Annotated in this window: 13 protein-coding genes; 10 read left to right on the plus strand and 3 right to left on the minus strand. The window is 65.7% G+C overall.

The features are described from left to right. Positions 1-76 precede the first annotated feature (76 nt). Together CH249_RS08220 and CH249_RS08225 are read left to right on the plus strand one after the other, a co-directional pair. Positions 77-361: an acyl-CoA carboxylase subunit epsilon gene (locus CH249_RS08220; RefSeq protein WP_094683631.1), complete on the plus strand. Its 285-nt coding sequence runs from the start codon at positions 77-79 to the stop codon at positions 359-361. Further along, positions 358-1,023, plus strand: coding sequence for a nucleoside triphosphate pyrophosphatase (locus CH249_RS08225; RefSeq protein ID WP_256988199.1), 666 nt, complete (start codon positions 358-360; stop codon positions 1,021-1,023). Before CH249_RS08220 ends, CH249_RS08225 begins: the two co-directional genes overlap by 4 nt. A 48-nt stretch (positions 1,024-1,071) precedes the next feature. On the opposite strand, the gene CH249_RS08230 is transcribed toward CH249_RS08225, so the two are convergent. Both CH249_RS08230 and CH249_RS08235 read right to left on the minus strand, forming a co-directional pair. Further along, complete coding sequence (locus tag CH249_RS08230; protein WP_094631625.1) at positions 1,072-1,515, minus strand: flavodoxin domain-containing protein; 444 nt, start codon at positions 1,513-1,515, stop codon at positions 1,072-1,074. A gap of 114 nt (positions 1,516-1,629) precedes the next feature. Further along, the gene (locus tag CH249_RS08235; RefSeq protein WP_094645290.1) at positions 1,630-3,015 is read right to left on the minus strand and encodes a hypothetical protein; all 1,386 of its coding nucleotides are present in this window, start codon (positions 3,013-3,015) and stop codon (positions 1,630-1,632) included. 155 nt (positions 3,016-3,170) lie between these two features. On the opposite strand from CH249_RS08235, the gene CH249_RS08240 reads away from it, so the two are divergent. Continuing rightward, positions 3,171-4,436: a glycosyltransferase gene (locus CH249_RS08240; protein ID WP_256988200.1), complete on the plus strand. Its 1,266-nt coding sequence runs from the start codon at positions 3,171-3,173 to the stop codon at positions 4,434-4,436. 5 nt (positions 4,437-4,441) lie between these two features. On the opposite strand, the gene CH249_RS08245 is transcribed toward CH249_RS08240, so the two are convergent. Next, a complete protein-coding gene (locus CH249_RS08245; protein WP_094683633.1) occupies positions 4,442-5,761 on the minus strand; it encodes a hypothetical protein in 1,320 nt (439 codons plus the stop codon). 591 nt (positions 5,762-6,352) lie between these two features. Between CH249_RS08245 and CH249_RS08250 the strand changes: the two genes are divergently transcribed. The 7 genes from CH249_RS08250 to CH249_RS08280 all read left to right on the plus strand — a co-directional run. After that, positions 6,353-7,801 carry a condensation domain-containing protein gene (locus tag CH249_RS08250; RefSeq protein WP_094683634.1) on the plus strand — a complete coding sequence of 483 codons (1,449 nt, stop codon included), beginning with the start codon at positions 6,353-6,355 and terminating at the stop codon, positions 7,799-7,801. A 46-nt stretch (positions 7,802-7,847) separates the two neighbouring features. Beyond that, the gene (locus CH249_RS08255) at positions 7,848-9,305 is read left to right on the plus strand and encodes a condensation domain-containing protein (RefSeq protein ID WP_094683635.1); all 1,458 of its coding nucleotides are present in this window, start codon (positions 7,848-7,850) and stop codon (positions 9,303-9,305) included. Continuing rightward, entirely contained in the window at positions 9,283-10,656 is a 1,374-nt protein-coding gene (locus CH249_RS08260) for a condensation domain-containing protein (RefSeq protein WP_179273049.1), read from the plus strand. The genes CH249_RS08255 and CH249_RS08260 overlap by 23 nt, the downstream gene beginning before the upstream one ends. Before the next feature lie 154 nt (positions 10,657-10,810). Beyond that, complete coding sequence (locus tag CH249_RS08265) at positions 10,811-11,707, plus strand: sulfurtransferase (RefSeq protein ID WP_032397641.1); 897 nt, start codon at positions 10,811-10,813, stop codon at positions 11,705-11,707. After that, entirely contained in the window at positions 11,704-12,117 is a 414-nt protein-coding gene (locus CH249_RS08270; protein ID WP_032397640.1) for a SufE family protein, read from the plus strand. Before CH249_RS08265 ends, CH249_RS08270 begins: the two co-directional genes overlap by 4 nt. A gap of 129 nt (positions 12,118-12,246) precedes the next feature. After that, a complete protein-coding gene (locus tag CH249_RS08275) occupies positions 12,247-13,716 on the plus strand; it encodes a condensation domain-containing protein (RefSeq protein ID WP_032397639.1) in 1,470 nt (489 codons plus the stop codon). Between the two features lie 128 nt (positions 13,717-13,844). After that, on the plus strand, positions 13,845-13,985 hold a 141-nt coding region (locus tag CH249_RS08280), incomplete at its 3' end, for a biotin carboxylase N-terminal domain-containing protein (RefSeq protein WP_143544384.1).

The following is a 13,985-nucleotide window of genomic DNA, read 5'->3' on the forward strand; positions in this document are numbered from 1 at the left end:
AGATCGTCACCGCACTACGACTACTCGAACGCAAACAAGTCACCCTCCCACCCAAGAAACACGGAAACATCCCACTATGAGCGAAACGAACGACGACGCAGCGAACGACGCGAACCTCGTCGCAGCCGATTCCGACGAGGTGGTCTCTGCGAGTCCTGCTGCCGTTCGAGTGGTGAAGGGCAATCCGAGCGACGAGGACCTCGCCGCGCTGGTGACGGTTCTGACGGCTGCGCAAGGCGGATCGGAGTCGACGGGCGATTCTCGCCCCGGCGAGCTGTGGGGTTCGCCGGTGTTGCTGCACCGCCGGTTCGCGGCTCAGTCGGCGTATTCGTACGCCGCGTCGGGACGCTACACGCGGTGACGGTCCGGTCCTCCGACCCTGCGCCGGGCCCTGTTCGTCTGGTCCTGGCGTCGGCGTCGCCGGCGCGCCTGTCGGTGCTGCGCGCCGCCGGGGTGGAGCCGATCGTTCGGGTGTCGGGAGTCGACGAGGATGCGCTGACCGATGCACTCGGGCCGTCGGTGTCTTCGGAAACCGTGGTCACGGAATTGGCCCGAGCCAAGGCTGCGGCGGTAGCCGAGACGTTCGCGGATTCGACCGACGATCTGGTGATCGTCGGTTGCGATTCGATGTTGGCGATCGGCGGCGAACTGCACGGAAAGCCACATTCGGTCGACGTTGCGCGCGCCAGATGGCAGTCCATGGCGGGCAACAGCGGCGAATTGCTGACCGGCCACGCTGTGCTCCGGGTGACCGACGGCGTGGTGGTGGCGCAGGCCGCAGCGCACAGTAGAACCGTCGTGCATTTCGCGACGCCGTCCTCGGTGGATCTCGAGGCCTACCTCGACTCCGGTGAACCGTTGTCGGTGGCGGGGGCGTTCACGCTGGACGGTCTCGGCGGCTGGTTCGTCGACCGCATCGAGGGCGATCCGTCGTCGGTGATCGGCATAGGCCTACCGCTGGTGCGTACCCTGCTCACTCGGGTGGGTACGTCCCTGGCCGCCCTGTGGGACAGCACGTCCTGACCGTTTCGGCCCCGCCTGCCGGTGGGGTGCCGAAGCCGAATGCCACCGTCAGGGCAGCAGGTCGATCAGTTCGCGAGCCCACTCCTCGGCCATGGTCTTCGGCCTGATGTTCGACGAGCTGTCGTGGCGAGCATGAGTGCCGACCTGCTTGCCGCCGAGCTCGGTGAGCTTCTCTGCGATGATCTCGCCGCCGCGGTTGAAGGTGTCCTCGTAGACCCGGTCGCCGAGACCGAACACCGCGAACTGCAGTCCCGCGAGGTCGGGAGCATCCTCCACGAGTGCGTCGAAGAAGGGTTCCGCACCGGTGGGGAGCTCTCCGTCTCCGTAGGTGGAGCAGATGACCACGTGGAAGTCGTCGGTATCGATATCGGACACCTCGTACTCGAGCATGTCGCGCACCTCGGCGTCATGATCGCTGAGCACGTCCGCAATCTTGTCGGCGACCTCCTCGGCCGTACCGGTCTCGGACCCGAACAACACGACCACTGCCATGGATCGCTCCCCTTTCTCACACCTGCCCGAACACTCGAACAGTCGGAAAGCATAGCCTCACCGGCGATCCGGCCGAAAATCCGTCCTCGCCCGCAGTTGTGACTTGTCTCGAGATCACCAGAATTCGGGCGTCAGACCCCATCGATCGAACTCCGCCTCCACCAGCCCTCGCAGGTGTTCCTTGCTGGGAAAGCTGTCCGGATCGAGCCCGGTGACGCACAGGGTCGCCCGTTCTCCCGATTCGTTCCACCAGGCACTGACGCCACCGCCGGTGCGGCGCAGCAAGGCCACGTCGGTGTTCTGCGTGATCGACCTCATCGCCACCGCGGTGGCGTCGACACCACCGATGGCGCGCAGTGCGACACCTCGGGCACCGAGATTCGAGCACAGGCACAGCGGTGCCGAGCCCGACGCCGCGAGTTTGGCCACGATCGCGTCGGGCAGCAACTGCATCAGCGGCTTGAGGAGCTCGAATGTCGTCGTGACCGAGTGATCGGCCTGGGTTCTGAATGCCTTCTTGCTCGCTGCTCGAATCGCTCCGAGATCGTCGAGGTACCCCGCTCCTGGGTCGACGTGGATCGAGACACCGGACGTCGCGTTGGCACGTCGATCTCCTGCAGTCCTGGTACTGACCGGGAGGGCGACGCGCACCCGGTCCTCCGTGGAGACTCGGCCGCTCCCGGTCAGGATGCCGAGCACCACCGCCACCAGCAGACTGTTGGAACTGCCGCCTTTGCTCGCTGCGGCAGCGGACCATTCGGAGGACAGGCAATCGACGACGACGGTGCTCGGCGTCCACGCACCCTCCGCAGGTGCGACGATCACCCGCGGACGATCCGCACCGGAGCCGTCCGGCACGACCGTGCTCGGGGCGGCGGACGCCGTGGTGCGCGCCCGCATCGCTTCCACCGCGGTGCGGCCGAGCGCTCGGGCCGCACCCGAGAGCGCCACACCGAAACGGCCGAGACCATCGGACAGATCGGCTCGCGAGATCGCCGTCGCGGACGCGGACGCGGAACCGTCATCGAGACCGACGCGCGCGAAATCGTCGGGCACAGCGTGCCCGGCCAGCGCGGCCGCTGCCGCCGAGGTGAGGGCGCCGCCGTCGCCGACGACGTGCGAGCCGACCAAGGACACGACCGTGCCGCCGTCGTCCACCGAGGTGGCCGACAGACGCCACGCCGGTCCCCCGATCGGGTCCAATGTCACGGCGGCCTCGTCCTCGATCCACCTGTCGACCGCCCCGCGGGCGATCGGTGATCCGATGACCACCGGATCGGCGGCTCGACGAGCTGCGGTCCAACTGTCCCGGGCTCCGGGCACCCGGGCCCGCCGAACGGATCGATCGATGGGGCCTGCGGCGAGCATTCGCCACATCGATCGGAGTGCGTCCGGTGCGACGGCGCGGTCGAACCGCCAGACGATCTGGTTCACCACAGGTACCCCGAGAACACATTCCATGCGGAGGAACAGGTCGTCGTCGTACGTCAGTCTTTCCACTACGCGAGACTATCGCTGCGCAAGCGCGGACGCAGGTGGGCCGCAAATGTGTTTCCCGCCATATGTTTTCCCAACCCGACTGCGCCGGGCAGGACTGGTAGGTTGAGGGCGTTTTCCACGCCGACGCGACTGCGAGTGACCCTATGAAGTTCGTGATGCCATTCAACGGCAGTCGCGGTGACGTGACGCCCGGTCTTGCCCTCGGCGTCGAACTCGCCGATCGCGGACACGACGTGGTGTTCGGCGCACCACCGAACCTGATGGACTTCGCGCAAGCGAAAACGGCTGAGTCCGAACGAGTCAGCGTGGTCTCGTTCGGGCCGGACACCCAGCAACTGTTGGAGTCGGAGTTGGTCAGGGTGCGCATCAAGTCGCGCAACCCGCGGACCAAGATTGCGGCACTCGCGGAACTGGCCAATCACGGCTGGGACCGGATGACAGCCGAACTCGAGTCGATGGCCCAGGGTTGCCACGCGGTCGTCACCGGTTCGCTGGGGCAGGAGATAGCGTTCAACGTGGCGGAGTCTGCGGGAAATGCCTTTGTGGCACTGCACTATTGCCCGCTTCGGCGCAACGACGTCGTGCCCGTGACCCCGGGAGCCGCGTTGCCCGGCTACGTCAACCGATCGATGTGGGCGCTGGCGGAGTCGATGCGCTGGAAGTCCATGAAGGCTCGCGAGAACGCGCAGAGAGTCTCCCTTGGCCTGGCCCCGACGCGGCATTCGTTGCCGGTTCGATCCGAACGCTACGGCGGAGTGGAGATTCAGGCCTACGAGTCGGCGCTGTTTCCCGGACTCGCCGAACAGTGGGGCCCGCAACGGCCGTTCGTCGGATTCCTGGGGCTGAGCAGCGGTCGCGCGGACGTCGATCCTGCGCTCGAGGAATGGCTGCAGGCAGGTTCCGCGCCGGTGTACTTCGGATTCGGCAGCATGCCCGTGCCCGATCCCACCGCACTGGTGCGCATGATCGAGAACGTGACCGGACGGCTGGGCGTTCGCGCTCTCGTCTGTGCCGGCTGGAGCGATCTCACCGGTGCCGATCTTGCTGCGGCCCAGTCGAACTCGAACATCATGATCGTCGAGTCGGTCGATCATGCGAGCATTCTCCCGCGATGCCTGGCTGCGGTCCACCACGGCGGCGCGGGTACGACGGCTGCGACGGCACGGGCCGGTCTTCCGACGCTCGTCTGCTGGTTCAGCGCCGATCAGCCGTTCTGGGGAGCCGCGCTGCGCCGGATCGGAGCCGGGACCAGCACGAAATTCTCGGCATTGACCGAATCCGTTCTGCAGCAGGGAATCACCGACATCACCACCGACCGAGCCAGGCAGGCGGCGCGCCGACTCGCCGCCACCGTCGCTCCGACCGCAACCGCGGTGAGCGCAGCTGCCGACATCACCGAGGCAGCAGCGCACAGCCGCTGACGCAGTCACCAGAAACGCGCGGTCAGTTCCCAGCGACCCAACGCACCCGCCACGTGGTCACGCAGTGCCCGGTCGTCGACGAATCGATCCGGATCCATGGCGTGGACGGTCAGGGTGATGCTCTCGTCCGTCTCGCACAACCACGCCGTCAGGCCACCGTCCAGCGATCGCGCGAACGCGGCGTCGGCACCTGCGAAGGTTGCTCTGCCCGATACGGCGCGAGCTCGAACGCCGGCCACCGTGGTGAAGACCTCGGGCAGAACGCCCAGGTTCGATGCCAGACCTTCGGCACCGTCACGTGGTTGCGGAACACGCGCGACCACCGCGTCGGGCAGCATCTGCACGAGGGCCTGCGAGATGCCCGCGGGCGGCAGGCCTGCAGCCTGCCTGGCCGCGAAGGCGGTGAACGCCGCCTTGCTGGTCTTCCGAATCGTCGACAGATCCCGGTCGCCCGCATCGGTGACGGGCACCTCGATCTTGACGATCTTGGTGGCGTTGGACCGGGTGTCGTCGGCGGTGCGATCGCTGACCGGCAGGGACCACTGCAGCGAGTCTCCGATCGAGGCTCGCCCGGCCTGCCCGGAGGCTGCCGTGAGGACCGCGATGAACAGGGAATTCGACGTGCCACCCCATCGCTCGGCGGTTGCTCTCCAGGCCGTCGCGTCCACCTCCACAACCGCGTGAGGCGATACCCAGTCTTCGTCCACCACTCCGGCGGTCGGCTGCGAGCGAGTCGGCTGCGAGCGGGGTGGCTGCGAGGGTGGGACAGCAGCGTCCTCACCGGATCGGGCGGAGCTCGGAAGTGCTGACGCAGCGGTGTTCACCAACCAGCCGGCGACGGACCGCACCTGCTCCACGGCATCTCGTAGGTCCGAGCCGAGCGCCGCGATGCCGTCCGCGCCCGGTATCGACCGAGGCTGCTCGGACGCGGAGTTGGCGGCAACGAACGCGGCGATCAGAGCACCGCCATCGGCGACCATGTGCGAAGCGACCAACGACAGCACCGTCCCTCCGTTCGCCAAGGGTGCCGCTGCCAGTCGCCACCCGAGACCGGTCTCGGGATCGATGTCGCGGTCCAGGCGGTCGTCGGCCCACGCCAGAACGTCGGTCGGTTCGATGACGTGTGGGTGAAAATCCAGTGAATGGGAGACGGTCGAGGGCACCCATCGATCGCGTGCCGTCGGCACCGTCGATGCGACCACCCGGCGCGCGAGCAGACCGTCGGACAGGTTGCCCCGTAGTTTTTCCAGATCTGCCCGCTGAACGGATTCGTCGAACCACCACAAGAACTGGTTGTAGACGGGATATCCGATGCCGTGATGCATTCGCAAGAATAGGTGATCGGCAAATCCAATTCGAGTCACGCGCCGAACCTACTACATCCGAGAAACAGGGGCAGTGGTGTCGATTTTCCATCACCGATGCATTCACATTCGGCAATATATGCACGGAAAAGGGGGTCGATTGTGTTCCACACCATGTTCGGGCCATTCAGTGGCCCAGGTCGTTCTTCGACTCGGTGGACAATCTGCGCCACACTGCGATTGTGAACTGTCATCATCTTGACCAGCAAAATCAGTGACTCGATCGTAAGATTGGACAATCGGACACCCCGTCGACTGCCGATCGGAGACCTGCGGGTCAAGACGTTCGACAGTGAGAAGTATTACTTTTACGCGTCGCGAAATAAATTCGCTTTCGCCCTATCGTGTGTTCTGAACTCACTTCGGGTCGACGGCAATGAAGTTGTTCTTTCAACGCGGAAAGCAGCAATCGAACAGCAATCGAATAAACGACCGGTCGGCTGCACGAACACCGCTGACAGGTTTACACGATCGACTCGACCGTAATCCAACGTGCAATACCGAACCAACGCCGCACACCGCCGACCGAGCCCGGAACGGAAGAGGACTCCCATGGAATACACCGAACTCGCCGACTACCCCCTCCCCGCCGGTCGTCTGACCGAGTGGGTCCCCCGCGTCGACGACGACCGTTGGGCACCGGACCCCCGTGGGCTGTCGTTCACGCACCAGGACCATTGCGAGCGCAGCGCGCCGGGCTCGTGGATCGGCACGGTGTTCGAGATCCACCGCCGCTACGACGTCGAGGCAGTGCGGGCAACCATCGCCGCGTACATGGGTCGTCACGAGGCGTTCCGCACCAAGGTTCGACGCGACGAGGAATCCGGTTCCTGGCTGCGCTACACCGCACCGACGGATGCAGTGCAGGTGACCGATCGGGCACACACCGAACCACGTACCGAAACTCAGGTCTTCGGCCATCTGCACTCCTGGTTCGGCGAAACTGTCTCTCCGACGGCGTGGCCGCACTTCGTCCTCGCCACCATCGAACCGGACGACGCCTCCCGCGCTCTCTCGGACGGGCCCGAAGAGTCGTTCCTGCTCGCGTTCGCCGCCGACCACTCGGTGATGGACGCCTACAGCCAGATCTACGCCATCAACGAGATCGACCGGCTCTACGCACACGCTCTCGAGGGCGTCGACCCGGAATTGCCCGAAGTCGGCAGCTATGTCGACTTCAGCCAGGCCGAGCGGACTCTCGGCGAGACGCTGACCGGTGACCACAGCGCCGTGCGCACCTGGCAGGACTTCCTGGCCGTCGAGGACGGACGCTTTCCTGCGTTTCCCCTTCCGGTGTCGGTCGACCGGTCGCCGACCGGCAGCGGCCCGGCCGCGCAGAGCAGTATTTCGTCCTGGCTGCTGACCGCCGACAAATCCGATGCCTTCAACGCCGCATGCCGTGCCGCCGGGTACAACATGCAGGCCGGGATCCTCGCCGCTCTGGCGCTGACGAACGTTCGCCTGTCCGGCCGCACGACGTTGCGCACCGTGATGCCGATGCACACCAGAGACGAACAGAAGTGGGCCGCAGCGGTCGGCTGGTACGTCGGAATCCTGCCCATGGAGATCGAGCTCGACAACGCTCGCACGTTCGGGGAGGCGATCGAGGCCGCGGCGACTGCAGGCGCGGCCAACAAGGGGTTGGCACGGATGCCGTACTCGAAGATCGCCCAGATCCTCGAGTCGACGGAAATTCCGCGATTCGTGGTGTCCTACATCGACCTTCGGTTCCTTCCGGATGCCGACCAGTGGCAGGGCCGCAAGGGTCGGGCTCTGCGAAGCAACTGCCACGCCGACGACGAGGTCTACTTCTGGGTCAACCGGACGCTTCAAGGGCTCAACATCTCCGCACGCTTCCCCAGCTCGGACGTCGCGTCCACCAACGTCCACCGCTTCATCACCGAGTTCGTCGCCGTGCTGACGGCAGTGATCGACTCCGACTGCGGTACCGATACGGTGCTCACGTCGGCCTCTCGGTCGGTGACCGTCGCCGCAGAGTGAGCCATCGAATCAACCCGCGGCCCGTATCGAGGAGGACGAAGCGACGATGATCATCACCGCTATGGGCAGGTGGAATCCCGCTCCCGGTCGGCTGCTCGAATGGCACCCCACGTCGGCTGCCCGGGCGAGTGCCGAAGCGGCACCTGTCGATTCGGCTCCGGCCTCGTTTCTCCAGGAGGACCATCTCAAGGCCGCGTGGGCGGCCCGCGAACGCGGCGACGTTCACACCGCGTACACCGGGGTGGCAACCGAGATCGACGGTGACGTGGACACGGACGCGATGAGACGCGCACTGGCCGCCTACGTGCTGCGGCACGAGGGTCTTCGATGCTGGTTCGAGGTCGAGGGAAACGACGTCGTTCGGCATCTCGCTCCACCCGAGGTCGCGGCGTTCGAAGTGACCGACGCCGGAGAAGCGACGGACGACGACGAATTCCAACGCTACGTACGGGGGCGCTTCTCGTCCGAGGCGACCGCGGACTCCTGGCCGGGATTCGTCGTCGGCGTGGTGGCCAGGCCCGGCAGCTTCACCCTGTACTACGGCGCAGACCACGCGTTCACCGACGGTGGCTCGCAGGCCTTGGTCATCAGCGAGTTGGCGGACCTGTACGCGCTCGAGACCGGTGCGGACGCACCGATCCCTGCGCAGGCAGGTAGCCATCTGGAATACGCCGCCGACGAGCGGGCGCGGGCCGCGACGTTCGGGGCCGATTCTCCCGAAATCGCCGCTTGGCGAGACATTTTCACCCGGCACGACGGCCGCATGCCTCGCTTCCCACTCGACCTCGGACTCGCGCCCGGCGAGAAAGCTCCCGTTCGCATCGTCGAACGCGACCTGTTGAACAAAGAACTGACCGCTGCATTCGACGCCGCGTGCAAAGCCGCCGGAGCCCGCATGAGCAGCGGGATATTCGCTGCGGTCGGGATCACCGACTTCGAATTGGCCGGAACCACCGACTACTTCGGGATCACCGTGCTCAGTACCCGGCACCACGGTGACTACGGGCAATCCCAGGGGTGGTTCGTCAATTTCGCTCCGGTCGCGTTCGAGGTGGCAGGAAACGACAGGTTCTCCGACGTCGCCGTTCTGGCCCACCGAGGCTTCGAGCAGGCCAAACGGATCGCGGAGGCCCCGGTGCACGCCGTACTGGGTGCTCTCGCCGCCGACGGCACTCTGGGTAGCGAGTTGGCAGTGAGCCCGAACATGCTCTCGTACATCGACTTTCGCTGGTTCCCCGGCGTCGGACGAGACGCGGACACCCGCGCCGAGCACTTCACCGGCGAGGGTTCGACGTCGAACGCATCGATGTGGATCAACCGAGACGGTGAGCACTTGTATCTGGTGGCCCAGACCCCTGACACCGACGTTGCGGCCGCAGCGGTGAAGCGCTACCACGATCATCTGGCCCACGTGCTCGAAGCCATTGCACGCGACGGTGATTACCGCCTCACGCACGACGATCTCGTTCAGGAGCCGGCCGGTGCGGGTCACCTCGATCACTGAGTACACCCCACGCGCGGGCACGGTCGTCGAGTTCACCGCCGTCGTCACCGGGAATCCGCAACCCTCACCGGTCCCACCGTCGTTCAACCAGCGGTTTCACCTCGGTGATCTCGAGCAGGCCGAGCGCGTCTGGATAGCCGGGGCCTTCGAAGTGCAGGGCAACCTCGACATCCGGGCGCTCGAGTGGGCCTTCGAGCGCCTGATCGACCGCCACGACACCCTGCGCAGTTCCTTCGTTCGCGTGGTGGACGGAATCGAGCGGACGCTCCACGAACCGGGTTCGGTGGAGATGAGGCAATCCACTCGAACCACCTTCTCCTCGGCGTCGACGCTCCGGAATCACCTCCGAAGCACGCTCGAACTGCACTGCGATGCACGACGATTCCCGTCGTACACCTGCGTCGGAATCGACCGACCGGACACCTCGACGATCCTGTGCGCTTTCGACCACTCCAACGTCGACGCCATGTCGATCGCCGTCGTCGTCGACGAGATCCACACCCTGTACGAGGCCTACCGCCGCTGCCCGTCGAACCAGGAGACAGACCTGCCTCCCGTCGGTGGGTTCGTCGAATACTGCCGCATCGAAGCAACCCAGCCACTCGTCGATCCAACGGACGAGCGCATGGTGCAGTGGTCGACCTTCCTCACCGAGTGCGGGGGCACCACGCCGCGCTTCCCGTTCGACCTCGGCGTCGCCGAGGGTGAAACAGCGCCTCAGGCAACGACTGTCACCTCCTTGCTCGACGCGCGGCACACCGCCGACTTCGAGCAGCTCTGCGCCCGTTCCGGAGCCGGAATGTTCGCCGGGGTCGTCGCAGCGATCGCACAGGCCTGCGCAGGCACGGGCGGACCGAACCGTGTTCCGTTCCTGTTCCCGTTGCACACCCGCCATCAGCAGCACTTCTCACGAGCACTGGGCTGGTTCACCACCAACGCTCCCATGACCGTGGAGGTCGAACGAGATCTCACCGACACGATCACCGCGGCCCACACAGCGTTTCGCGCGGCACTACCTCTGAGCACAGTTCCGATCCCCCAGGTACTGAACAACCTCGGTGACGCCTTCACCCTGTCGCGTCGAGACGTGTTCATGGTGTCCTACATCGACTACACCAGAATCGGTGGACACGAGCGCTTCGACCGAACCGACGCACACCACATCAGCAATGCCACGGTCTCCGACGACGCACAGTTCTGGGTCTCCCGCACCGCATCGGGCCTGGCACTGCGATCACGATTCCCCGACACGGCAACGGCACACTCGGTGATGACTGCGTTCACCGCGGAACTGATCGCACTCATGCGGGCCTCCGCAGCGAAACCCGAGAGCGCAGCCCTCACGCCCTGACAAACTGCGTTCCGCAGGCTCCACTCCCGCCCCCTGAGGTCATTCCGCAGGCTCCACTCCCGCCCCTCGACAGATGTTCCGCATAGGATCGAGAGTGCAGACCGTTCACCCCCGGGCGGGCCGCCAGCCGAATATCTTCCGTAGGAGCCGATACGTGCCTGTACCAACCGATTCCACCGCAACGTTCGCCGACTATGCGCATCCGGATCGTCTCGTATCGACCGAATGGCTGTCCGCTCATCTCGGCACCCCCGGCCTTCGCGTCGTCGAATCCGACGAGGACGTGTTGCTCTACGACGTCGGCCACATTCCCGGCGCGGTCAAGATCGATTGGCATCTCGACCTCAACGATCCGGTCACCCGCGACTACATCGACGGCGAGCAGTTCTCGAAGCTGATGAGCCGCAAGGGTATTTCCCGGGACGACACCATCGTCGTGTACGGCGACAAGAGCAACTGGTGGGCCGCGTACGCACTGTGGGTCTTCACGCTGTTCGGACATCAGGACGTGCGTCTGCTCGACGGCGGCCGCGACGCCTGGTTGTCGGAGAACCGCGACACCACCCTCGATGTGCCCGAGTTCCCCGCAACCGAGTATCCGGTGATCGAACGCGACGACGCGCCCATCCGCGCGTTCGCCTCCGACGTCCTCGGCTCGCTCGGAACGGTGCCGTTGATCGACGTGCGCTCCCCCGCCGAGTACACGGGCGAGCGCACCCACATGCCCGACTACCCCGAGGAAGGCGCATTGCGCGGAGGTCACATCCCCACCGCCGTGAGCATCCCCTGGGCCAAGGCAGCCGCACCGGACGGACGCTTCCGTTCTCGTTCGGAACTGGACGAGATCTACTCCGGCACGTCTGCGACCGACGACGTGATCGCGTACTGCCGTATCGGTGAGCGTTCGAGCCACACGTGGTTCGTGTTGACCCATCTCCTCGGATACCAGTCGGTTCGCAACTACGACGGCTCGTGGACCGAATGGGGCAACGCCGTCCGCGTTCCGATCGCCAAGGGCGAGGAGCCCGGATCGGCTCCGGCCACTCGATGAGTGCCCTGCCGGAGTCGCTGGCCGAGATCGTCGAGGACTTCGCCGCGGTGGAGGGACAGGACAAGCTGCAGCTTCTGCTCGAGTTCAGTCGTGAACTTCCTCCGCTGCCGGAGCACCTTGCCCAGGATGCGATGGAGCCGGTGCCGGAATGCCAGTCTCCGCTGTTCCTGTCGGTGGACGCCGCCGATCCCGAGCGAGTCCGGCTGTACTTCAGCGCCCCGCCGGAAGCGCCGACCACGCGAGGGTTCGCCTCGATCCTCGCGCAGGGACTCGACGGCCTCGGCTCGCAGGAGATCCTCGACGTACCCGACGATTTCTACTCGGCGCTCGGGCTGAGCGACGCGGTCAGCCCGCTCCGACTGCGCGGCATGTCGGCGATGCTGGCGCGGATCAAGCGTCACCTTCGCTGACGGTCGACCGGCGACGGCGCGGTGGCGCGCCGTCGTCTTGATCGATACAACGGGTCGTCGTTAGACTCCGCGGCAGGGCATCGATGCCCAGTCCCCCGACGCTGACGACGAAGGTTGGTTGCTGCCGATATGGAGTTCACGGAGTTGGCGGACTACGCGGTTCCCGCGGGCACGCTCACCGAGTGGATACCCAGCGTCGGTCCGCAGGCCCGCACTCCTGAGGCCGCAGGGTGGCACCCCGACGCCAGGCCGACGTCCTACGTCCACGAGGCGCACCTTCGTACGAGCCTGAGCAGTCCTCGTCGCGGCCGTGAATCATGGCTCGGCGCGGCCTTCGAGATCGCGGGCCCCCTGGACAAACCCGCGTTCCGCCGGGCAGTTCTGAACTGGATCGACCGGCACGAGGCGATGCGGTCGAGCGCGTCGATCGACGAGGTGACGGGCGAGATGACGCGGGTGACCGCGGCGCAGGGTGCCATCGACATCTGGCAGGTCGAGCAGGAACGGTGCGCGCAATCGAGCGAGGTGTTCGAGCACCTGCAGTATCTGTTCGACGAGTTCACCTCACCGTTGATCTGGCCCGCCTACGCCTTCGTGACTCTCGAACCGGTGGACGAGACGCGTCCGATCACCGTCTTCTTCGCAGCGGATCACTCCATCATCGACGGTTTGTCCACGGTGTTGGTCGCGCACGAGATCGCTGCTCTGTACGGAGAGGAACTCGGCGGTGCGCCTGCTGCCCTGTTCGAGGCCGGCAGCTACCTGGACTTCGGTTCCTCCGAACGCGAAAGGAATGCTGAGCTCGAACATTCGCACGACGCCGTGAGGATCTGGCGAGACTTCCTGGTCGACGGCGACGGTGAACTACCGGCGTTCCCCCTCGACATCGGCGATCCGAGTCCGGACGATCTGCCGCAAGGCGGTTTGTCCGCGTGGGTGCTCGACCCCGAGCAGGCCGACTCGTTCTCGGTCGCGTGTCGCAAGACAGGACACAGCCTGTTCGCGGGATTGCTCGCGGTACTCGCCATCACCGGCTCGGAACTGGGCGGGGGTAGTCGTTTCCGTACGGTAACGCCGGTGCACACCCGAGACGAGCCCCAGTGGGCCTCCGCACTCGGCTGGTTCGTCGGACTGTGCCCCATCTCGTTCGACATCGCCGGTGCCGACTCGTTCGGTTCGGTGGTCGCGGCGGCCTCGGCCGAGGTGAAGAAGACCAAACCGATCGCCCGCGTTCCTCTCGATCGGGTGTTCACCACTCTGGGCTACTCCGCCCGCCCGCGCTTCGTCGTCTCCTTCATGGACGTACGGTTCGCGCCTGCGGCCGAGCACTGGCCGGACTGGAACGCCAGAGCACTGCGCAGCAAGCAGTACCAGCACGACGTGTACATCTGGATCAACCGCACGCCGCAGGGAATCAACATCGCGGCTCGCTACCCCAACACCGAGCAGGCGACCGCTCGGGTGCACGAGTACGTCGGTGCCTTCCGGAAGCTGTTGACCGATGTGGCGGACACCGGGACCGCGCGATTCCCTCTTCCGGACCACCACCGGTCCGATATCGGACATACCGACACCGGTCAGATCGCTACCAATCAGTAGCTCGCTGCGACGCGTCCTCGATCCGCTGCAGCTGTACGGACCGATTGCAGCGATGACAGTGCCGGTGCTTAGACTCCGACGTGACGTTCGTAACGAAGCACGCGAGAAACACATCCGTAGGAGGCTCAGTGCCCAGCCATGCCAGTGCTCAGATCACCAAGGTTCTTGTTGCCAATCGTGGTGAGATCGCGGTGCGGGTGATCCGGGCGGCCGCCGATGCCGGGTTGGCCAGTGTCGCTGTGTACGCCGAGCCCGATGCCGATGCCCCG

Origin of the sequence: Rhodococcus sp. 05-2255-3B1, assembly GCF_002258545.1 — a bacterium.
Classification (GTDB): Bacteria; Actinomycetota; Actinomycetes; order Mycobacteriales; family Mycobacteriaceae; genus Rhodococcoides.

Excerpts from the sequence above, each read along its gene's own strand:
- CH249_RS08220 (WP_094683631.1), top strand. The coding sequence starts at position 77 with ATGAGCGAAACGAACGACGACGCAGCGAACGACGCGAACCTCGTCGCA.
- CH249_RS08230 (WP_094631625.1), bottom strand. The coding sequence starts at position 1,515 with ATGGCAGTGGTCGTGTTGTTCGGGTCCGAGACCGGTACGGCCGAGGAG.
- CH249_RS08240 (WP_256988200.1), top strand. The coding sequence starts at position 3,171 with ATGCCATTCAACGGCAGTCGCGGTGACGTGACGCCCGGTCTTGCCCTC.
- CH249_RS08245 (WP_094683633.1), bottom strand. The coding sequence starts at position 5,761 with ATGCATCACGGCATCGGATATCCCGTCTACAACCAGTTCTTGTGGTGG.
- CH249_RS08250 (WP_094683634.1), top strand. The coding sequence starts at position 6,353 with ATGGAATACACCGAACTCGCCGACTACCCCCTCCCCGCCGGTCGTCTG.
- CH249_RS08255 (WP_094683635.1), top strand. The coding sequence starts at position 7,848 with ATGATCATCACCGCTATGGGCAGGTGGAATCCCGCTCCCGGTCGGCTG.
- CH249_RS08270 (WP_032397640.1), top strand. The coding sequence starts at position 11,704 with ATGAGTGCCCTGCCGGAGTCGCTGGCCGAGATCGTCGAGGACTTCGCC.
- CH249_RS08275 (WP_032397639.1), top strand. The coding sequence starts at position 12,247 with ATGGAGTTCACGGAGTTGGCGGACTACGCGGTTCCCGCGGGCACGCTC.